Origin of the sequence: Skermanella stibiiresistens SB22 (assembly GCF_000576635.1) — a bacterium.
Classification (GTDB): domain Bacteria; phylum Pseudomonadota; class Alphaproteobacteria; order Azospirillales; family Azospirillaceae; genus Skermanella; species Skermanella stibiiresistens.
On sequence record NZ_AVFL01000005.1, the window covers coordinates 268,240 to 289,485 of the forward strand.

The window sequence follows — 21,246 nt, forward strand, 5'->3', positions numbered from 1 at the left end:
GGTTGGCTGGCGGCTCCGCGCGGAGCCGCCAGCCCAGGGTTCGTCGTTAGAACGGCGAGTCCGGGAAGTAGAACTCCTTCGCGTTGTCCTTGGTGATCAGAACCGAGGGGATAATCGTGGTCGCCGGCAGCGCCTCACCCTTCAGACGGGCTTCCGCCGTCATCTTGATGGCGTCGTAGATGAATTTCGGCGAGTAGGACACGTTGGCCTGGATGCGCGGGTCCTTGGCGTCGATCAGCGTCTTGATCATGCCCTTGGCCCCGGCGCCGCCGAACACGATCTTGATGTCGTCGCGCTTGGCCTGCTCGATCGCCTTCAGCACGCCGATCGCCATGTCGTCGTCGGCGGCCCAGACGGCGTCGATCTGCTTGAACCGGGTCAGGTAGTCCTGCATCACCTTGAAGGCGTCGTCGCGGTTCCAGTTGGCGTATTTGGCGTCGAGCAGCTTGATGTCGGGATAGGCCTTCATCACGCCGTTGAAGGCGTCCATCCGCTCGTTGTCGAGCGTGGTGGCGATGCCGCGCAGCGCCACGATGTTACCCTTGCCGTCCAATGTCTTGGCGATGTACTCGGCCGGCACCTTGCCGAACGCGGTGTTGTCGCCGGAGACATAGGCGTCCTGCGCGCTGGTGTCGGTCAGGCCGCGGTCGACCACCGTGACGTAGACGCCCTTGCCCTTGACCTGCGCCACCGGCTTGGTCAGCGCCGCGGATTCGAATGGGAAGATCACCAACGCGTTGATCTTGTTGGCGGTCGCCAGGTCCTGGAGCTGGTTCGCCTGCTCACCGGCGTTGGCCGCCGTCTTGATCGTGACCTTCAGGTCGGGGTTCGCCTTTTCCAGCTCCTTCTTGGCCTCGTTCGCCCACCAGACGATGCCGGCGGTGAAGCTGTGGGTGGCGGCCGGGATGGCGACGCCCAGGTTCACCTTGTTCTGGGCGAAGGCGGCGCCGGGTGCGGCGAGCGCCACCGCGGTGACGGCGATGGCGAGCAGGTGTTTCTTGAGTTTCATGGTCGTTATCCTCCCCGGATGATCGAGTTGTTGGTTTTCGGGTCATTTCCGCCGTTGCAGGAAGGCGACGATGATGATCACGAAGCCTTGCACGGCGGCGTTCAGGTAGACGCTGATGACGCTGGTCAGGTTCAGGATGTTGCTGATGACCGACAGCAGCACGGCGCCGATGACGGTCCCGATGATGCTGCCCGAGCCGCCCTTCAGCGCGGTTCCGCCGACGATGACGGCGGCGATGGCCTCCAGCTCCCACAGCAGGCCGGTGGTGGGTGACGACGATCCCAGCCGCGGGACATAGAGCAGGGTCGCGATGCCGACGCAGGCGCCCAGCAGGGCGTAGGTCATCACCTTGATGCGGTCGACGTTGACGGCGGCGTAGCGGGCGACCTGCTCGTTGGAGCCGATCGCCTGGACGTAGCGGCCATAGGCGGTCCGGTTGAGGATCAGCGCCCCCGCCACCGCCACGATCAGGAAGACCCAAACGGGGATCGGCACGCCGATGACGCTGGTGTAATAAACGGGGCTGTAGACATCCGACAGCGTGTCGTCGAGCGTGATCGCCCCGCCGTTCGAGAAATAGGTCAGGTAGGCTCGGAAGATGCCGAGCGTGCCCAGGGTGACGATGAACGGCTCGATCCGGCCGCGCGTGATCAGCAGCCCATGGGCCAGCCCGAACACCCCGCCCAGCACGACCGAGGCCGCCATGCCGATGGCGACCACCAGCACCGGCTGGTCGATCGATCCGGCCAGCGTGTTCATCAGCAGGATGACCATGCCGGCGATCAGCGCCGCCATGGAGCCGACCGACAGGTCGATGCCGCCCGAGATGATCACGAAGCACATGCCGACCGCGATGATGCCGATGAAGGCGGTGCGGGTCAGCACGTTCATCGCGTTGTCGAGCGACGCGAAGTCGGGGTTCAGCAGGGTCCCGGCGACGCAGAGCAGCACCAGCCCCAGGATCGGACCGACGGCGTGCAGCCGCGAGCCCAGGGAGCGGGCGCGCTGGAAACGCGGTGGTGCTGGTTGGTCGAGTTGCCTATCCACCATCTCAACGCCCCGCGGTCATGGATTCTTCCTCACTGGGTTTGTCCCCATTGGCTTGGTCCCGCTGGTTGGTTCCGGTGGCATGGGAGATCAACTCCTCCTCGGTCAGGTGTTGGGCGTCGACCATGGCGCGTAGGCGTCCGCCCCGCATGACGGCGACGCGGTGGCACAGCCCCACCAGCTCCATCAGTTCCGACGAAACCACCACGACGCCGCGGCCCTCGCGCGCCAACCGCTGGATCAAGAAATAGATGTCGCGCTTCGCTCCGACATCGACGCCGCGGGTCGGCTCGTCCAGGATGACGACCTTGGGCTCTGGATGCAGCACCTTGGCGAGCGCCAGCTTCTGCTGGTTACCGCCCGACAGCGACGCCGCCTTGACGTCGAGCGAGCCGGTGCGGATGCCGAAATCCTGGACCGCCGTCTTCAGGGCCCGCGTCTCCGCGCCAGGCTTCAGCCACGGCGTCGCGTAGGTCTCCAGCGCCATCAGGGTCAGGTTCTCGCGCAGGCCGAAGCCGACATGCAGGCCCTTGCCCTTGCGGTCCTCGCTGAGATAGGTGATGCCCTGATCGACCGCGTCGCGCGGGTTCCGGATGCGGATCGCGCGGCCCTCCAGCTCGATCCGCCCGACCTGATGGGGACGCAGGCCCAGCAACCCCTCGAACAGTTCCGTCCGCCCGGCGCCGACCAGACCGGCGAACCCCAGGATCTCGCCCGGCTTGACGTCGAAGGCGATATCGGCCGCCCAGCCGGGAACCGTCAGCCCCTCGACCCTGAGCAGCGGCACGGCGCCGGTGGGGGCTGGGTCCTTGTCGGGATAGAGGTCGGAGATCTCGCGCCCGACCATCAGGGTCGCCATCTGGTGCCGGGTCAGCTCGCGGGTCGGCTGGCGGGTGACGAAGCGGCCGTCGCGCATCACGATCACGTCGTCGGTGGTGCGCTCGACCTCGTCCAGCTTGTGCGAGATGTAGACGATGGTGACGCCGTCGGCCTGGAGCCGGGCCATCAGCGTGAACAGCGCCTCGGTCTCGCCGGGGGTCAGGGAGGCGGTCGGCTCGTCCATGATCAGCAGCCGGGCGTTCCGCGCCAGCGCCTTGGCGATCTCGACCAGCTGCTTCTCGGCGACGATCAGGTGGCGGACCGGCGTGTCCGGGTCCTTGTCCAGCCCCACTTGGCGCAGGACGCGCAGCGTGTCGGCCCGCATCGCCGCCTCGTCCAGCCACCAGCCGCGCTTCCGCTCGTGTCCCAGGAAGATGTTCTGGGTGATGGTCAGGTCTTCGGCGAGGTTGAATTCCTGGTGGATCAGGACGATCCCGGCGGCCTCGGCGTCGCGCGAGCTTTTGAACGATCGGGGCTCGCCATCGATGTGGAGGGTGCCGCCGGTCGGCCGCTCGTAGCCGCTGAGGATCTTCATCAGAGTCGACTTGCCGGCGCCGTTCTCGCCCAGCAGTCCATAGACGCGGCCCGGCGCCAGATCGAAGCTGACGCCGTGGAGTACCCGGACGGGGCCGAACTCCTTGACGATCCCGTCGAAACGGACGGCGATGCTCATGCCCGGCCCTCCTCTGGCTGGAAGCCGCGCGTCCGGCTCCAACCGCGCCCCAGGTCCCTGCCCCAGCCCCTCATGGCCTCGCGCATCCCCAGCACGCCGGCACCGACCAGCGCGGCGTCCTCGCCGGACGGCATGTACTGGATCTCCAGGTTGCGGGTCGAGAGCGCCAGCGAGCGCTGATAGACGCTCTGCCGGACCGAGGCCAGCAGCAGCGGCCCGACGCGGGCGGCAGGCCCGCCGATGAAGACGTGGGACGGGTTGAAGAAATTGACGACCGAGGCCAGCATCTGCCCGATCAGCCCGCCCGCGCGCTGGATGATCATGTTGGACGCGACGTCGCCCGCCCGGCTGGCTTGGGCGACATCCTGGAAGTCGATCGAGCGGTCGGGGCTGGCGGCCCGCGATTCGGCCAGCATCCCCGCCAGCATCGCGCTCTCGCCGGACAGGGCGGCCTCGACGCCCATCCGCGCGATGGCGGGACCGGCGGCCATCGCCTCGACGCAGCCGATGTTGCCGCAGTGGCAGCGGGGGCCATGGCTATCGACGCAGATATGGCCGACATCGCCGGCGGAGCCGTTGGCGCCTCGGTAGACCTCGCCATGGCAGACGATGCCGCAGCCGATGCCGGTGCTGACCTTGATGACGAGGAAGTTTTGCAGCGTCCGGCGCAGGTGCCAAAGCTCGCCCAGCGCCATCAGGTTGACGTCGTTGTCGACGAAGATCGGCGCCGCGTAGTCGGATCTCATGTCGGCGCGGATCGAGAAGCCGTCCCATTCCGGCATAAGCGGCGGCGCCACCAGTTCGGCCGCCTCGAAATTGACCGGGCCGGGAACGCCGATGCCGATCCCCAGCACTTGGCGCGGATCGGCGCCGCATTGGGCCAGCAGATCGCGCATCGCCGCCCTGACGCGGGCCAGCACCAGCCCCGGTCCGCGCCGCACGTTGATGTCCTCGCCGTGACGCGCCAGCACGTGGAGATCGGGGGTCATGACCGCGATGTCGAACCGTGTGGCGTCGAGGTCGACACCCAGCACGACACCCAGCCCTCGGTGGAGCCGGATCGTCTCGGCGCGCCGCCCGCCGGTCGAGTCACGGGGACCGGTTTCCTCGATGATGCCCTGATCGAGCAGGCTCGCGATGATTGAATTGGCGCGTGTCTTGGAGAACGCCGCCCGTGTCGACACCGTGTCGCGGGACAGTCCCGGAGACCAGAACGTCAGGTCCAGCACGGCCAATTCGCTGGCCGACAGGTCAGACCACGGGTTCATGACGGCTCACTCGGTCGACTCCCCTTGCCAGCCGTCTCATCGCGGCTTGGAGATCAGGCTAGATGCGAAGCTTTTGACCGTCAAGCGACAACTTCGGCCTGATTATGCGATGTTTGGCCTTTTTTGGTCTAAAGTCGCGGCCGTTGCGAGGGGTGTTGATAAGGTACACCCACCTTGTCTGTTGATGTATTCTGCGCCCCTGGATGCCGGGTACCCCGGTGGTGGGCCATCAGCCCGGTCGAGCAGGCGGCGAATGTCATGGCTATGCGACAAGTGATCAACGCCATTGAAGACGAAGATCTTCCGATCACGGCGATAAACGCGGCCGGAGGCGCTTTCGATTGGTTGGCGGAAGAGCCCGACCTGTACGATGACGCGGACTTGGTAGAACGCTATCGGCCATGATGACCGCCCCATTTCGAGCGATTATTGCTACCGACTTTTCCGCTCCCTGATCTTTCCGCAGGCGAACGTCGCCCCGCCCTTGTCGTTTCCATTGATAATGATCGTCGGGGAATGTTGTGGTGGCTTGTACCAACAGTTATGAATAATGACCAGTCTCGAATGAACGTCCCACGGTAGGTCGGATAAAGCGAAGCGGCATCCGACCTACGAGAAGTCTGACAAACTCGCGACCATTCATATTATTATTCTGGAAAGACGTTTAGGTGATGCCGATTCCACTTGGCTCGCCACTCATCGAGCGATTTTTGGCGTCAGCCCCGTTTAGGGTTCGAGGCCCGATCGCCTGATCGCGCTCCTTGGATTCGCTCGGCCGGACCTTGAACCAGATCGCGTAGAGGGCCGGCAGGAAGACCAGGATCAGCACGGTGCCGCCGGCGGTGCCGCCGATCAGGGTGTAGGCCATCGAACCCCAGAAGACGGATGTCGTCAGGGGGATGAAGGCGAGCACGGCGGCCAGCGCCGTCAGGATGACGGGGCGGGCGCGCTGGACCGTCGCCTCGACGACGGCGTGGTAATCGTCCATGCCCTCCCGCTGATTGGTGTGGATCTGGCCGATCAGGATCAGCGTGTTCCGCATCAGGATGCCGGACAGGCCGATCAAGCCCAGGATCGCGTTGAAGCCGAATGGCTGGCCGAACAGCAGGAGGACCGGCACGGCGCCGACCAATCCCAGGGGCGCGGTCAGGAACACCATCGTCATCGCCGCCAGCGAGCGTGTCTGGAGGATGAGCACCAGCAGCGTCAGCGCGATCATGATCGGGAACAGGGGAGCCAGCGCCGCGTTGGCCTTGGCCGAGTCCTCGATGTTGCCGCCCATCTCGATCCTGTAGCCAAACGGCAAGGCCGCGATCACCGGCGCCAGCGCCCGCCATATCTCCATCGAGACCTGCGGCGGCTGGAGGGTCTCGTCGATGTCGGTCTGGACCGTGATCGTCGGCGTGCGGTCGCGGCGGCGGAGGATGGGGTCTTCCGCGCGGACCTCGACATGGCCGATCTGGCTGAGCGGGATCGGGTGGCCGTCATGGCTGGTCAGCGTCAGGTCGCCCAACCGTGCCGGGTCGAGCCGTTCGGGACCGGAACCGCGGGCGACAACGTCGACCGTCCGGATGTCCTCGCGCACCTGGGTGACAGTCACGCCGGTCAGCAGGAACTGAAGCTGTTCTCCGGCGTCGCCGGGCGTCAGTCCGATCAGCCGCAAGCGGTCCTGATCGAGCACGAAATGGACGGTGGGCACGCGCTCGCCCCAGTCCTGGTTGACTTGCCGGGTGTGCGGATTGGCGCGGGCGACCGCCTGGACCTCGCCGGCGATGGCGCGAAGCTTGGCGATGTCGGGACCCATCACCCGGAAATTGACCATGAAGCGGGAATACGGGCCGAACACCAGTTGCGTCGCGCGCAGCCGCGCCTCCGGCGCCAAGCCCTCGGCGATCCGCTCGCGCAGGCGGAGCTTCAAGCGGTCGCGGGCCTCGGCGTCCGGGGTCAGCACGATCACCTTGGCGAAGGACGGATCGGGCAGTTCGGGATTGTAGGACAGCACGAAGCGGGGGGCGCCCCGGCCGATATAGCTGGTGACGATCTCCGCCTCCGGCTGCTCCCTCAGCCAAGCCTCGACCTTGGCGGTCGCGGCGCTGGTGGCGGCGATGCTGGTCCCTTCCGGCATCTGGACCTCGACCAGCACCTCCGGCCGGTCGGAGTTCGGGAAGAACTGCTGCTTGACCAACCCCATGCCGGCGCCGGAAAGAGCCAGGGCGCCGACGACGGCCGCCGCGACGCCAAATTTGTGGCGGATCGACCAGCGGACCATGCGGCGCAGCCGCTGGTAGTTGGGCGTAGCATAGATCTGGGCGTGCCCGCCGGGGATCGGCTTGATGTCGGGCAGCAGCTTGACGCCGAGATAGGGGGTGAAGACGACCGCGACGAACCACGACGCGATCAGCGCGAAGCCGACGATCCAAAAGATGTTGCCGGCGTACTCGCCGGCGGTCGACCGCGCGAATCCCACCGGGGTGAAGCCGATGACGGTGATGACGGTGCCTGACAGCATCGGTGCCGCCGTGTGGCTCCAGGCGTAGGCGGCGGCCGCCGTCCGCTCCATGCCTTCCTCCAATTTCACCACCATCATCTCGATGGCGATGATCGCGTCGTCCACCAGCAGGCCGAGCGAGATGATCAGCGCTCCCAGCGTGATCCGGTCGAACGCGCGTCCGGTGTCGAGCATGACGACGAAGACCGCCGCCAGCGTCAGCGGCACCGCCGCCACGACCACGAGTCCGACCCGCCAGCCGAGGCTGACCAGGCTGACGATCATGACGACGCCCAGGGCCACGAAGAACTTGAGCATGAACTCGTCCACGGCCTCGCGGATGTTGACCGCCTGATCCGTCACCTTGGTCAGGCTGACGCCAGCCGGAAGCTCCGCCGATATCCTCAGCCGCTCCGCCTCCAGCGCCTCGCCCAGGTCAAGGCCGTTCCAAGCGTCCTGCATGACGATGCCGAGCATCAGCGCCGGCTCGCCATTGTGGCGGATCAGGAAGGTCGCGGGGTCCTCGTAGCCGCGCTTGACGTCGGCGACGTCGGACAGCCGCAGCGTGCGGCCACCGGAAACGATCGGCGTGTCGCGGATCTTCTGGAGATCGTCGTAGGCTCCGTCCAGGCGGACGAAGACCTGGGGCCCATTGGTGTCGATCGACCCGGCCGGGGTGACCGCGTTTTGCCGCTGGAGAGCGTCGAAGATATCCCGCGCGCCGACGCCGAGCGTCGCCAGCCGGGCGTATGAGAACTCGACGAAGATCCGTTCCGGACGTTCGCCCAGGATGTCGACCTTCTTGACGCCCGCCACGTGGAGAAAGCGCTGGCGCAGTTTCTCCGCCTCGCGGGTCAGCAGCCGGGGCGGCATCCCTGGCGCCTCGACGGCGTAGAGCGCGAAGGTCACGTCGGAGTATTCGTCGTTGACGAAGGGGCCGAGGGCGCCCTGGGGCAGGTCGCGCGCCTCGTCGCCCAGCTTCTTCCGCGCTTGGTAGAACTGTTCCGCCACGGCGTCGGCGGGGGTGTCGTCGCGCAGCGAGACGGTCATCAGCGCCAGCCCGGGCCGGGTGAAGGTCTCGACCTTGTCGTACCAGCGCAACTCCTGCACCCGCTTTTCCATCGGTTCGGCGACGAGGTCCCGCATCTCCTGGGCGGTGGCGCCCGGCCAGACGGCCGAGACCGTCAGCACCTTGATGGTGAAGGTCGGGTCCTCGGCGCGGCCCAGCTTGAGGAAGGCATACCCGCCGGCCAGCGTGATCGCGACGATCAGGAACAGCGTGATGGCCCGTTCGCGGACCGCCAGCGCCGAGAGGTTGAAGCCCATCATCGCGAGGCCGCGCGGAGGGAAGCCCCATTGGCGGCGATTGTAATCGCGGTGTCGGGACCGCCGTCGACGCGGACGCTCTGGCCCTCGTGCAGGAACCGGCCGCCCAGCGCCACGACCTTGTCGCCAACCCCAACACCCGCGTCCAGGACGACGCTTTCGCCGCCGATCTCGCGTATCCGGACAGGGCGGAAGGAGACCGAGGCCAGCGCCTCGTCCAGCACCCAGACGCCCGGCCCCTCGCCGCCGTCGGTGATCGCGCCGAGCGGCACCGACCCGGCGGCGGCGGAGAAGGCGGTGGACGACGGTTCGGTCAGATGGACGGTGACCGTGGCGCCCAGCGGCGCCCGCGCGGCGTCCCCCTCGAGCACATAGCGCGCGTCGTAGGTCCGGGTGACGGGGTCAGCCGCGTCGGATAGTTGGCGCAAGCGCGCCGGCGATCGCGTCACCGCGCCGTAGAGGGTCGCCTCGGCCACGGATCCCAGGGCCGGGCGCAGGGTTTCGGGCAGGCTGATCGCCGCCTCGCGGGGGCCCGCGTGGGCCAGCCTCGCCACCACCTGCCCCGCCGTGACAACTTGCCCCGGTTCGGCCAGTGTCTCGACCACCGTGCCGTCGGCGTCCGCCACCAGGGTTGCGTAATCGCCATCGTCCTCGGCGACCTTCAACTGGGCCTCCGCCGCCGAGAGCAAGGCCCTGGCGCCGTCCACCGCCGCCTTCGCCTGATCATAGGCCGCCTTCGACACGGCGCCGGTGGTGACCAGACCGCGATATCGCGCCTCGTCGGCGGCGGCCTGGATCACCTTCGCCTTGGCCGCCGCGACATTGCCGATCTGGGCGGCGATGGCGTGGGCGTATTCGGCGCGGTCGATCCGCATCAGCGGTTGGCCGGCGCGGACGCTCTGGCCGGTATCGACCAGCCGCTCGATCACCTTGCCGGAGACCCGGAAGCCCAGGTTGCCCTGGACCCGGGCGGAGACCGTGCCGGTGAACCCGCGCGTCGCGGCGGCCGCCGGCTGGACCGTCGCGACCCGCACGAGCTGCGGTCCGATGCGTGGGTCGGCGGCGGGATCCTTACCGGAATTGCTGGCGGATTCGGATGGCGAGCAGGCGCCGAGACCAAGCGCCGCGATGAGCGCCGCGACGGCGAGGCCGGAACTGGACGGAAAGGAGGAAAAGCGGGACATGGCTAGACTCCACGGAAGCCGTAGATCCGAACCTAGATATGAGTGACGAAATTGTCAACTCGTCACTCATCACTTTTCTTCAGGTGGTCACGCGCTGAGCCCGCGCAGCACCAGATTGGCCACGATGGTCGTGCGCTTGTCGAGGTCGTCCAGGTTCTGTTCGAGGAGGATCGGATGCCAAAAGGGCAGCAGCGTCTGCGTGATCGCCTCGCATGTCTCGTCGAGCGGCGACTTCCGTTCGAACTCGCCGGTTTCACGGCCGGCGGAGACGACGCGCCGGATGATCTCCAGCACGGCGGCCTCGTGGGTATCGACCAACCGCCACTTCTCGGCCATGGACGCCAGGACGATGTCGTGAAGCTTGCGGTCGTTGAAGAAAAGCTCGGCGCTGAGCTTGCCGATCGTCCGATAGATCCGGCGCAGACGGTCGGACGCCGGCTTGCCGTCATCGTCGGCGATGGCGGCAAGCTGCTCCTGGATCGAGCCCAGGCACTGGCCACAGACGGCCTCCCCGATCGCCTGCTTGCTGTCGAAGAACTTGTAGATGTAGGCGGTCGACAACCCGATAGCCTTCGCCAAGTCGGCGACGGTCGTCTTGTTGTAGCCGTAGTGCCGGAAATGCCCGTTGGCCGCCGTCAGGATCTGCTCGCGCCGCTCATGTTCCGCCGGCCCGCGCTGGCGTTGCGGCGAGGACTGGGAGGTTTGGTCGTCAGATGATCCGTTCATGGACCCTGGATACTCCAATGCGGCGGTGAAAGCACGGCGCGGCGGCCGGAACGCTCTCCGAATTTAGGCATTCGGTGACGGTTTTGCAAACTCGTCACCAAGTCCCGTGCGGGAACAACCTCGCGTCGCCCTCTTGTGAAGCCATTCATAGCGCGCGCGGCGGAATCCTCTTAAATCCGATCAACGCTGGAAAAACGCGAAACTCCGGATCAGGGGGCTTGGATGATGACGGCGCGGATGACATCGGTCGCGGAAGACTACCCCGGCAACGCCGAAGAGACCTTCAACGCCGTCCTGATGTCGGCCATAGCCGGATGCAGGTCGATGGCGGTCATGGCCCAGCGTGACGAGGACGCCGACACGGTGACCCAGGCGGTGGCGTCCCGCATGGAGAGCGCCGGGGCCGGCGTCATGGTCGCCACCGCCCAGCAGAATGCCTCCCTCGCCGATGTGATCGGTCAGATCGTGGCCGCCACCCCCGGCGATGGCGATGGACCGGCGGGGCTGGCGGTCAGGCTTCTGCGGAAGGACGACGCCGGCCTGCTGATCGTCAAGCGGGCGCACGCGCTGGCTCCCGAGGCGTTGGATGGGCTCTTGGAGCTGTCCCAGACGCAACTTGAGGATGGCCGTGTCCTGCAAGTGCTGCTGTCCGGCGCAACCGCGCTGGAGACGCTGCTGGATCGTCCGGAGGGGCGGCCGATCGCGGTGTCCCGCTGGCATCTGACCGCCCGTTCCGAACCAAATTTCCCGATGGCGGCCTCGCGCGTCGATGGCGAGACATGGCAGCCGCGGCCCGTCCAGCCCAGCCCTGGCCACGAGCCCGAACCCGTGAAGGCATCGCGTCTGACGCGCGGTTTCGGCATCCTCGGAGTGCTGGCGGTCATGGCCGCGGCGGCGGGATGGGTCACGTCGGACCGGCCCCAGCCGGAAGCCACCGTCGCGGCGGCGGAAATGCCCGAAATGGCCGAGATGACCGACGTGGCCCCACCCGAAGCGGCCCCTCCGGAAATCACGCCCACCGTCGAGGTGGTCGAGAGTGCCGCCGCTCCGCTTCCCATCGAACAGGCTCCCGCCCCGCTCCCGGAACTGGCGGTCACGACCGACCATGGCTCCAAGCCGACGCTCAGCGCCGGGGAAACGATCGTCGTCCGGGTGGAGACCACTACGGACAAGTTCGTCTACTGCTACTACATGGACGGCTTCGGCAATGTCGCCCGCCTGTTCCCCAACCGCTTCCAGTCCGACGCCTTCGTGCCGGCCGGCCAAGCGGTCGAGATCCCGCCCGGCCCGGAACGCCCCTTCAACATCCGCTTGGACACTCCAGGGCAAGTCGAGGCCGTCTCGTGCCTCGCCTCCACCACCGAGATCGAGCGGGGCAGGATCAGCGGCGCCGACGCCGAGGACTTGCTGCCGATCCCGGGGCTGGGGCTGGAGGACCTGCTGAACGACTTCGCCACGCTGTCCGACACGGGTCTCCGGAGTGTCACGATGCCGATCACCGTGGTGGCGGAACAGCAGGCCGTCGCCGGGCCCTATTCGCTGTCATCCGATTCCTCGGAGACCGGGCCGATCACCCCCTACCGGAGCGTCGAGCCCCGTTGATCGCGCTGACCGGATGGGCCAAGGTGCCGGTAACCGATCGGGGTGATGGACGATGAACCAGGTGTCTCCGGCCAAGGCTGAGCCCAAGAAGATTTGGCCCAAGAAGATTTGGAACGTCGCGGTCGTCGGCGCCGGCTTGGGCCGCGCTCATATCGAAACCGGCTACGAAGTGCACCGGGACAAGTTCCGCGTCCTCGCCCTGTGCGATCCCGACGAGGGACTGCTGCGCGAGGTCGGTGACAGCTTCGACATCCCGCGCCGCGTGGCCTCGCTGGAGGAAGCGCTCGCGATGGCGGATGTCGACATCGTCGACATCTCCGCGCCCCTGGACTCGCGGGCCGGGTGTATCATCGCCGCGCTCGAGGCTGGCAAGCACGTGGTTTGCGAGATGCCCTTCGCCGGCCCATTGGCCGGGACCGATCGGGTGATCGCGGCGGAGGCCATGTCCAAGGGGTGGGTGATGCCGATCCTACCGCACCGTTTTGGCGACGGCGTCCAGAGGGCGAAGAGGATCATCGATTCGGGGATCGCCGGAAAGCCCTGGCTCGCGACGGTGGAAACGTTCTGGAAGCCCGCTCCGACCGAGAAGACGACGCCGAGGCGGGGCCAAACGACGACGGAGCCCGCCGGAGTGCTGGTCTCCCACGCGCTCCACAACCACGATCTGCTGACCTTCCTGATGGGCGATGTCGAGACGGTCCACGCCCAGACCCGCGCGCGCGCGAACCAGATCGGGGTCGACGACTGCGTGGTCGCGGCCCTGGTCATGAGGTCGGGAGCGCTGGCATCGTGCTCCGCCACGCCAACGCCCCACGACGAATACGGCCGCCTGCGCCTCACCTTCGAGAATGTCGTCTTCGAGTTCGAGTCACGGCCCGACCAGCCCGGCAAGGCGCGATGGACGGTGACCCCGGCGTCGTCCGAAATCGAATCCTGGATCAACGCGGAATTAGCGGACTGGACGCCGATCCACCCGGGTTTCGACGGGCAATTGAAGCCCTTCCACGAGGCCCTGACCACGGGCGGCCCGATGCCAGCGACGCTGGACGACGCCCGCCGCTCGGGCGAACTGATCGCGGCGATCCAGCGCTCGGCGGAGACCAACGCGGCGGCCTATCTGAACAGGTTGCAATAGATCAGTTAAATTATCAAAAAGTAGTTGTCTCCTAGAGATTTTGTCACATTGCGGGCGTAAGGATTCATGAATACCCTTCAGGGGAAGGCATGAATCCTCACTTGGGAAATTCACGCCAGTCACCTGGACCTCGCTTGCGGGACGCTCTCGACAGGCCACCCCTCTCCACCCCAGCGTCCCAGCCGCCCCGGCGCCTCGACGGATCGGCGCCTTGTCCGGAAGTGCCCCACTCCATGACCGAAGTTTCCGTCCCGCCCCCGGCTTCCTCCAACGCGGACGCCGGACCCGACACCGGCTTGGTCTGCCTCGTCCTCATCCTGCGCCTGCTGGGCATCGCGGCGTCGCCCGAGGGGTTGAAGCACCAGTATGGTCGGGGCGATCAGCCCATGCGGGCCGGTGAGCTGCTGCGTTGCGCCAAGGAGCTTGGCGTCAAGGCGCGGTTGACGCGGACCAGATGGGATCGCCTGGCACGGACGCCGCTGCCCGCCGTCGCGCGGCACCGCGACGGCCGCTTCATCGTGCTGGCGCAGGTGGCGGCCGACAAGGTGCTGGTCCAGGACCCGCTCCAGCCGCGCCCACTGGCGCTGTCGCGCGCCGAGTTCGAAGCCGGCTGGACCGGCGAGCTGATCCTGCTGACTCGCCGCGCGGCGTTGACCGACGCCAACCGCAAGTTCGGCATCGGCTGGTTCGTCCCCGCCATCATCCGGTACCGGGCCTTGTTCACCGAGGTGCTGGTCGCCTCGTTCTTCCTCCAGGTCTTCGCGCTGATCTCGCCGCTGTTCTTCCAGGTCGTGATCGACAAGGTGCTGGTCCACCGCGGCCTGACCACGCTCGACGTGCTGGTGCTGGGATTGGTGATCGTCTCCGTGTTCGAGACGGTGCTGGGAACGCTGCGCACATACGTGTTCTCCCACACCACCAACAGGATCGACGTGACGCTGGGAGCGCGGCTGTTCCGCCACCTGCTGGCGCTGCCGCTGTCGTACTTCCAGGCGCGGCGGGCGGGTGACAGCATCGCCCGCGTCCGCGAGCTGGAGAACGTCCGCAACTTCCTGACCGGATCGGCCCTGACCCTGGTGATCGACCTCGTCTTCACCGTCGTCTTCCTGGCCGTGATGTACTGGTACAGCCCCGTGCTGACCTGGATCGTGCTGGCCACCATCCCCTGCTATGTGATCCTCTCGCTGCTGGTCACCCCGGTGCTGCGCCGCCGGCTGGACGAGAAGTTCGCGCGGGGCGTCGAGAACCAAGCCTTCCTGGTCGAGACGGTGGGCGGGGTCGAGACGCTGAAGGCCATGGCGGTCGAGCCCGAGATGCACCGCCGCTGGGAGGAACAGCTGGCCGGCTATGTCGCCGCCGGCTTCCTGGTGTCCAACCTGGGCAACATCGCCGGCCAGGCGGCGCAGCTGATCAACAAGCTGGGTGTCGCGGCGACGCTGTATTTCGGCGCCACGCAGGTGATCGACGGCGACCTCAGCGTCGGTCAGCTGGTCGCCTTCAACATGCTGGCCGGCAGGGTCAGTTCGCCGGTGCTTCGGCTGGCCCAGCTTTGGCAGGATTTCCAGCAGGCCCGCCTGTCGATCGCGCGGCTCGGTGACATCCTGAACACCACGCCGGAGCCGTCGTACAACCCCAGCCGCGCGGCCCTGCCCCCGATCAAGGGCGGCCTGCGCTTCGACCATGTCACCTTCCGCTACCGGATCGACGGGGCTCCCGTGCTGCACGACGTCTCGATCGAGATCCCGGCGGGACAGGTGGTCGGCATCGTCGGTCCATCCGGCTCGGGCAAGAGCACGCTGACCAAGCTGGCGCAACGCCTCCACGTGCCGGAGGGCGGGCGCGTGCTGGTCGACGGCACCGATCTGGCCCTGGTCGATCCGGCGTGGCTGCGCCGCCAGATCGGCGTGGTGCTGCAGGAGAACGTGCTGTTCAACCGCACCATCCGGGACAACATCGCGCTGACCGACCCCGGCATGCCGATGGAGCGGATCATCGAGGCCGCGACCTTGGCGGGAGCCCACGAGTTCATCCTGGAACTGCCGCAAGCCTACGACACCATGGTCGGCGAGCGGGGCAGCACGCTGTCCGGCGGCCAGCGCCAGCGCATCGCCATCGCCCGGGCGCTGGTGACCCAGCCCCGCATCCTGATCCTCGACGAGGCGACCAGCGCGCTGGACTATGAGTCGGAGAGCGCCATCCAGCGCAACATGCGCCGCATCTGCGCCGGCCGCACCGTGCTGATCATCGCCCACCGGCTGGCGGCGGTGCGCGGCGCCGACCGCATCCTGACGATCGAGGCGGGCCGGCTGACCGAGGACGGCAGCCACGCCGACCTGCTGCGGCGGAACGGCCGCTACGCGTCGCTCCATCGCCTTCAAACCGGGGAGGCCCAGCATGCGGCCGGCTGAAGCCCTGACGCGGCCGACGCCCGCTTCCAAGCCAGCCAAATCGGCCAAGCCGTCCAGGCGCAACCGGCACGAGCTGGCGTTCCTGCCGGCGGCGCTGGAGATCGTCGAGACGCCGCCGTCGCCCGCTGGACGCGCCACGGCGCTGGCCCTCTCGGCTTTCGTCGTGGTGGCCCTGGTCTGGGCGTGGTTCGGCCATGTCGATGTCGTGGCGATCGCCGAGGGGAGGATCGTGCCGGACGCGGGCACCCAGCTGATCCAGCCCAAGGAACTAGGCATCGTCCGCGAGATCCGGGTCCGCGATGGCCAGTCCGTGCGGGCCGGCGACGTGCTGATCGAGCTGGACCCGACCGAGAGCGTCGCCGAGCGCGACCGTCTGGCCCGCGAGGTGATGGAGGCCGGGATGGAGGCGGTCCGGCTGCACGCCACGCTGGCCGCCGCCGAGGCCCATGTCACGGCGGCGACCGCCACGCTGGCCGTGCCGGATGGCACCGACCCGACCCTGGCGACGCTCCACCGGGAATTGCTGCGGAGCCGGCTGGGCGAATACCAGTCGAAGATGGCGGCGCTGGGCAACGAATTGGTCCAGCGTCAGGCCGAGCGGTCGGGCATCCTGGCGGAGCAGTCGAAGCTGCGCACCACGCTGCCGCTGATCCGCGAGCGGGTCGAGGCGCTGCAATACCTGGCCCGCAAGGACCTGACGCCCAAGCTGGGGGCCCTGGAACTTCAGCAGCAACTGGTCGAGGCGGAGCAGGACCTGGAGATCCAGAACCACCGCCTGACCCAGGTGGACGCCCAAGTCGTGACGCTCCGCGACAGCCACCGCCAAGCCGAACAGGAGTTCCGCGCCACCACCCTGACCGCCGTGGCCGACGCGGAGCGGAAGCTGGCCGGCTTGCGCCAGGAGTTGATCAAGGCGGAGGACCGACGTCAGCGCCAGCAACTGACGGCGCCGATCGATGGCATCGTGCAGCAGCTCGACGTCCATACCGTCGGCGGCGTGGTCACCCCCGCCCAGAAGCTGATGGTGATCGTGCCGCGCGACGGCAAGCTCCGGATCGAGGCACTGGTGGCGAACCGCGACATCGGCTTCGTCCGCGAGGGCCAGGACGCCGAGATCAAGGTCGAGACCTTCACCTTCACCAAATACGGCCTGCTCCAGGGCAAGGTGCTGCACCTGTCGCGCGACGCGCTCGCCCCGACCCCGTCGGCCAACGCCGCCGATGGCCAGAACCGGCCGCGGGCGCCGGACGGTCCCGTCTATACCGCTTATGTGTCGCTGGAGCGCACCGTCATGATGGTGGATGGCCAGGAGATCCCGCTCGGCCCCGGGATGGCGGTGTCGGTCGAGATCAAGACCGACCAGCGCCGCGTGATCGAATACCTGCTGGCCCCCCTGCTCCGCTACAGGCAGGAGAGCCTGCGCGAACGGTGACGGCGGCCGCGCCGGCTCGGTTGGCTCGGCTGGCGTAATTGGAATGACCGGCTCCGGCTGATACTGTCGGGGCCATCGTCAACCGCCGTCCGTCTTTCCGAGGCCAGCCGCCCGCCGTGTCCCGATCCACCCCCTCCGGCCGCCGCGCGTCCGGCAGCGTCACCCTGAGCGACGTGGCGAAGCTGGCCGGCGTCTCGCCGATTACGGTGTCGCGCGTGCTGAACCGGCCGGAGCTGGTCACCGCCGACACCATCGGGATCGTGCGCGACGCCATCGCCCGCACCGGCTACGTGCCCAACCTGCTGGCGGGCGGGCTGGCGTCGCGCCGCAGCCGGCTGGTCGCCGCGATCTTCCCGACCATCGCCAACTCCATGTTCGCGGAGACGATGGAGGCGCTGGCCGACCGGCTGGGCGAGGCGGGCTATCAGGTGCTGCTGGGCTTGTCGGGCTATCCGGCGGCGCGCGAGGACGATCTGCTGGAGGCGATCCTCAGCCGCCGGCCCGATGGCATCCTGCTGACCGGAATCATCCATTCCCCCGGAACGCGCCAGCGGTTGCTGGCCGCCAAGGTTCCGGTGGTGGAGATCTGGGACTTCACGCCGACACCCATCGACATGCTGGTGGGATTCTCCCACGAGAAGGCCGGAGCCGCCGTGGCGGATCACCTGCACGCCAAGGGCTACCGCCGGTTCGCCATGATCGAGGCCGACGACGACCGCGCGGCGCTGAGGCGGCGGGGGTTTTTGTCGGCCAGCGCGCGACGCGGCGTGACCGGCGTGCCGGTGATCACCGTTCCCGCCCCCGGCCTGTTGCGGACGGGGCGCGAGGCCATGGCACGGCTGCTGGAGCGGTCGCCATTGGACGGGTTTCAACGGCCAGACGCGGTGTTCTGCAGTTCCGACGCGCTGGCGCAGGGCGTCCTGGCCGAGGTCCAGTCGCGCGGCATGGATCTTCCCGGCGATATCGCGGTGATGGGTTTCGGCGACCTGGATTTCGCGGCCCACACCTTTCCCGCCCTGTCCACCGTCCGGATCGACCGCCGCGCGATCGGCACGCTCGCCGCCGACGCCCTGCTGGCGCGGATGGATGGTCTTTCCGGAGCCGGCCCCTCGGCGGGGGGTGGGGTGATCGACATCGGTTTCGAGGTGATCGAGCGCGCCAGCACCTGAGGAAGCGCCGACGGCACCCTTCCCAACGCCTCATGATAGCGCTATCATGATCGGAATGGCGAGGGAGGAAAAACAAGATGACGGACTCGGAAAAGCAGCCCCGGACGCGGAAGAAGCCCGAGGAGCTGCGCAGCCACCGCTGGTACGGGGTCAAGGACCTGCGCTCGTTCGGCCACCGCTCGCGCACCGCGCAGATGGGCTATGACAGGTCGGACTATGCCGGCAAGCCGGTGATCGCGATCGTCAATACCTGGAGCGACATCAACCCCTGCCACACCCACTTCAAGCAGCGGGTCGAGGAGGTCAAGCGCGGTGTCTGGCAGGCGGGCGGCTTCCCGGTCGAGATGCCGGCCATGTCGCTGTCGGAGCCGTTCCAGAAGCCGACCACCATGCTCTACCGCAACTTCCTCGCCATGGAGACGGAGGAGTTGCTGCGGTCGTATCCGGCCGACGGCTGCGTCCTGATGGGCGGCTGCGACAAGACCACGCCGGCCCTGCTGATGGGCGCCTTCTCGATGGACCTGCCGACCGTGTTCATGCCGGCCGGCCCCATGCTGCGGGGCGACTGGGGCGGCGTCGTGCTGGGATCGGGCAGCGACAGCTGGAAATACTGGGCGGAACTGCGCGCCGGCAACATCACCGAGGACGACTGGCAGGGCGTCGAGCAGGGCATCGCCCGCTCCGCCGGCCACTGCATGACGATGGGCACCGCCTCGACCCTGACGGGAGCGGTCGAGGCCCTGGGCTTCACCCTGCCCGGCGCCTCCAGCATCCCGGCCCCGGATTCTCGCCATTCGGCGATGGCGACGCTGACCGGCAAGCTGATCGTCGACATGGTCTGGAACGACATCAAGCCGTCCGACATCGTCAGCCCCGAGGCGTTCGACAACGCGGTGACCACCGTGCTGGCGCTGGGCGGATCGACCAACGCGGTCGTCCACCTGATCGCGATGGCGCGGCGCGCCGGGGTCGACCTGACGCTCGACCGGTTCGACGAACTGGCGCGCCGGACGCCACTGCTCGCCAACATCCGGCCGTCCGGCCAGCACCTGATGGAGGATTTCTACTACGCCGGCGGGCTGCGGGCGATGCTGGCGCGGCTGGGCGACCTGATCCAGCGCGACTGCCTGACCGTCAACGGCTTGACGCTGGGCGCCAACATCGCCGGCTTCAAGGTCTTCGACGACGACGTGATCCGGCCGCTCGACAATCCCGTGGTGGCGTCGGACAGTCTGGCGGTGCTGCGCGGCAACTTGGCGCCCAAGGGCGCCGTGATCAAGCCGCCCGCCGCCGAACCCCACCTGCACCGCCACACGGGCAAGGCCGTGGTGTTCGACGACTACAACGACATGGCGGCCCGGATCGACGATCCCAACCTGGATGTCGACGCCAACTCGGTGCTGGTGCTGCGGAACGCCGGTCCGCTGGGGGCGCCCGGCATGCCGGAATGGGGCCAGTTGCCGATCCCGAAAAAGCTGCTCCAGCAGGGTGTCCGCGACATGCTGCGGATCTCCGACGCGCGGATGAGCGGCACCAGCTATGGCGCCTGCGTCCTGCACGTGGCGCCCGAGGCCTTCGTCGGCGGTCCCTTGGCCCTTGTCAGGGACGGCGACGTGATCGAGTTGGACATTCCCGCCCGCCGGCTGGAGTTGCGCGTCGGCGAGGAGGAACTGGCCCGCCGCCGGGCGGAGTGGAAGGCGCCGCCTCCCCGCTTCGAACGCGGCTACGGCGCCATGTTCTCCCAGTTCGTCAGCCAGGCCGACGAGGGCTGCGACTTCAAGTTCCTGGAGACCGGCGCCACAGCCGCCTCGGCCACCGGCGAGCCGGAAATCCACTGAGCTATCCACGGTGAGCGGGCGACGCCGCGGTCCCGGTCAGGGTCGGAGCGCCGCCCGTAGCCGGGGCGTCATGAAGTCCAGGAAAGCGCGGACACGGGCGGGCGCCCGGTCCCGCCCGACATAGAGCGCGTGGATCTCCTCCTCGTCCGCCACCGCGTCGTCCAGCACCGTCACCAGCGTTCCGGCCCGCAGGTCCTGGGCGACATGGAACTCGGCCAAGCGGGCCAATCCCAGACCGAGCAGCGCCAGATGGCGCACCGACTCGCCATTGTTGGCGATGATCGGGGCGTGGACCTCCCGATCGACCAGCCGCCCGCCCGAGCGCAGCGGCCAGACGGCGGCGGCCCGGCGGAAGTTGAAGCCCAGGCAGTCATGGCGTTCCAGGTCCGCCGGTGTCAGCGGCACGCCGCGCGCCTTCAGATAGTCCGGCGAGGCGACGATCCGCCGCCGCACCGTGCCGAGCCGCACCGCCAGCAATGTCGAATCCTCCAGCCGGCCGACCCGGAAAGCGATATCGACCAGCGCCGCGTGGAGATCGACGACATCGTCGGTGAAGGTCAGGTCCAGCTCGATCCCCGGATACGCGCGCCGGAACTCCGGCACCAATGGCAACAGGCAATGGCGGCCGAACGGCACCGAGACGTTGATCCGCAGCACGCCGGTCGGCTCGGCGGCCCCACCCGAGACCTCCGCGTCCAAGGCATCCAGTTCGGCGAGGATCAATTCGGCCCGGTCGCGGTAGACCTCCCCCTCGCCGGTCAGCCGAAGCCGCCGGGTCGAGCGCTCGATCAGGCGCACGCCCAGCCGCCGCTCGATACGGCTGATCAGCTTGGCGGTGGATGACGGGGTCATGCCAACGGCCCGGCCCGCCGCACTGAAACTGCCCTCCGCCGCCACCCGCAGGAAAACCCGCATCTCCCAGGCGCGCTGATCGCTCATCCCGTTCCCCCTCCGCCGTGACCATCAGCGTCACCTTGTCACCCAATGACAAAGTTTTGTGATTGGAAACGCTATTCCGCGAGGACCGCGGCTCCTCATTTGTGGATTCAGCGAACGCCCCAA

The 21,246-nt window shown here is 67.8% G+C and carries 14 protein-coding genes; 6 read left to right on the plus strand and 8 right to left on the minus strand.

What is annotated here, in order from left to right; all coding sequences use genetic code 11:
- Positions 1-46: 46 nt before the first annotated feature.
- The 7 genes from N825_RS09430 to N825_RS09460 form a co-directional block, all read right to left on the minus strand.
- On the minus strand, positions 47-1,009 hold the full coding sequence (locus N825_RS09430) for a substrate-binding domain-containing protein (RefSeq protein WP_037450050.1): 963 nt from the start codon (positions 1,007-1,009) through the stop codon (positions 47-49).
- 42 nt (positions 1,010-1,051) lie between these two features.
- Complete coding sequence (locus N825_RS09435) at positions 1,052-2,059, minus strand: ABC transporter permease (RefSeq protein WP_084164585.1); 1,008 nt, start codon at positions 2,057-2,059, stop codon at positions 1,052-1,054.
- 1 nt (position 2,060) lies between these two features.
- Entirely contained in the window at positions 2,061-3,608 is a 1,548-nt protein-coding gene (locus N825_RS09440) for a sugar ABC transporter ATP-binding protein (protein WP_084164587.1), read from the minus strand.
- On the minus strand, positions 3,605-4,876 hold the full coding sequence (locus N825_RS09445) for an ROK family protein (protein WP_198038246.1): 1,272 nt from the start codon (positions 4,874-4,876) through the stop codon (positions 3,605-3,607). Before N825_RS09445 ends, N825_RS09440 begins: the two co-directional genes overlap by 4 nt.
- 664 nt (positions 4,877-5,540) lie before the next feature.
- Entirely contained in the window at positions 5,541-8,693 is a 3,153-nt protein-coding gene (locus N825_RS09450) for an efflux RND transporter permease subunit (RefSeq protein WP_198038247.1), read from the minus strand.
- Complete coding sequence (locus N825_RS09455) at positions 8,690-9,874, minus strand: efflux RND transporter periplasmic adaptor subunit (RefSeq protein WP_051511816.1); 1,185 nt, start codon at positions 9,872-9,874, stop codon at positions 8,690-8,692. Before N825_RS09455 ends, N825_RS09450 begins: the two co-directional genes overlap by 4 nt.
- 87 nt (positions 9,875-9,961) lie before the next feature.
- Positions 9,962-10,600 carry a TetR/AcrR family transcriptional regulator gene (locus N825_RS09460; protein ID WP_037450053.1) on the minus strand — a complete coding sequence of 213 codons (639 nt, stop codon included), beginning with the start codon at positions 10,598-10,600 and terminating at the stop codon, positions 9,962-9,964.
- Positions 10,601-10,822: 222 nt separating this feature from the next.
- Between N825_RS09460 and N825_RS36325 the strand changes: the two genes are divergently transcribed.
- The 6 genes from N825_RS36325 (at position 10,823) to araD (ending at position 20,184) form a co-directional block, all read left to right on the plus strand.
- A complete protein-coding gene (locus N825_RS36325) occupies positions 10,823-12,202 on the plus strand; it encodes a DUF4384 domain-containing protein (RefSeq protein WP_051511818.1) in 1,380 nt (459 codons plus the stop codon).
- 52 nt (positions 12,203-12,254) lie between these two features.
- Positions 12,255-13,337, plus strand: a complete 1,083-nt coding sequence (locus N825_RS09475) for a Gfo/Idh/MocA family protein (protein ID WP_051511820.1) — start codon at positions 12,255-12,257, stop codon at positions 13,335-13,337.
- Positions 13,338-13,570: 233 nt separating this feature from the next.
- Positions 13,571-15,745 (plus strand): type I secretion system permease/ATPase, encoded by a 2,175-nt coding sequence (locus N825_RS09480; RefSeq protein ID WP_051511822.1) that lies wholly within the window; start codon positions 13,571-13,573, stop codon positions 15,743-15,745.
- A complete protein-coding gene (locus N825_RS09485; protein ID WP_037450061.1) occupies positions 15,732-17,177 on the plus strand; it encodes an HlyD family type I secretion periplasmic adaptor subunit in 1,446 nt (481 codons plus the stop codon). The genes N825_RS09480 and N825_RS09485 overlap by 14 nt, the downstream gene beginning before the upstream one ends.
- Before the next feature lie 116 nt (positions 17,178-17,293).
- Positions 17,294-18,346 (plus strand): LacI family DNA-binding transcriptional regulator, encoded by a 1,053-nt coding sequence (locus N825_RS09490; protein WP_037450063.1) that lies wholly within the window; start codon positions 17,294-17,296, stop codon positions 18,344-18,346.
- Between the two features lie 77 nt (positions 18,347-18,423).
- Entirely contained in the window at positions 18,424-20,184 is a 1,761-nt protein-coding gene (araD, locus tag N825_RS09495) for an L-arabinonate dehydratase (RefSeq protein WP_037450067.1), read from the plus strand.
- Positions 20,185-20,220: 36 nt separating this feature from the next.
- Here araD and N825_RS09500 read toward each other — a convergent pair whose 3' ends face one another.
- Positions 20,221-21,123, minus strand: coding sequence for a LysR family transcriptional regulator (locus N825_RS09500; protein WP_037450070.1), 903 nt, complete (start codon positions 21,121-21,123; stop codon positions 20,221-20,223).
- Positions 21,124-21,246 lie beyond the last annotated feature (123 nt).

Coding starts and splice junctions, on each gene's coding strand:
- N825_RS09430 (WP_037450050.1), bottom strand. CDS start 1,009: ATGAAACTCAAGAAACACCTGCTCGCCATCGCCGTCACCGCGGTGGCG.
- N825_RS09435 (WP_084164585.1), bottom strand. CDS start 2,059: ATGGTGGATAGGCAACTCGACCAACCAGCACCACCGCGTTTCCAGCGC.
- N825_RS09440 (WP_084164587.1), bottom strand. CDS start 3,608: ATGAGCATCGCCGTCCGTTTCGACGGGATCGTCAAGGAGTTCGGCCCC.
- N825_RS09445 (WP_198038246.1), bottom strand. CDS start 4,876: ATGAACCCGTGGTCTGACCTGTCGGCCAGCGAATTGGCCGTGCTGGAC.
- N825_RS09450 (WP_198038247.1), bottom strand. CDS start 8,693: ATGATGGGCTTCAACCTCTCGGCGCTGGCGGTCCGCGAACGGGCCATC.
- N825_RS09455 (WP_051511816.1), bottom strand. CDS start 9,874: ATGTCCCGCTTTTCCTCCTTTCCGTCCAGTTCCGGCCTCGCCGTCGCG.
- N825_RS09460 (WP_037450053.1), bottom strand. CDS start 10,600: ATGAACGGATCATCTGACGACCAAACCTCCCAGTCCTCGCCGCAACGC.
- N825_RS36325 (WP_051511818.1), top strand. CDS start 10,823: ATGATGACGGCGCGGATGACATCGGTCGCGGAAGACTACCCCGGCAAC.
- N825_RS09475 (WP_051511820.1), top strand. CDS start 12,255: ATGAACCAGGTGTCTCCGGCCAAGGCTGAGCCCAAGAAGATTTGGCCC.
- N825_RS09480 (WP_051511822.1), top strand. CDS start 13,571: ATGACCGAAGTTTCCGTCCCGCCCCCGGCTTCCTCCAACGCGGACGCC.
- N825_RS09485 (WP_037450061.1), top strand. CDS start 15,732: ATGCGGCCGGCTGAAGCCCTGACGCGGCCGACGCCCGCTTCCAAGCCA.
- araD (WP_037450067.1), top strand. CDS start 18,424: ATGACGGACTCGGAAAAGCAGCCCCGGACGCGGAAGAAGCCCGAGGAG.
- N825_RS09500 (WP_037450070.1), bottom strand. CDS start 21,123: ATGAGCGATCAGCGCGCCTGGGAGATGCGGGTTTTCCTGCGGGTGGCG.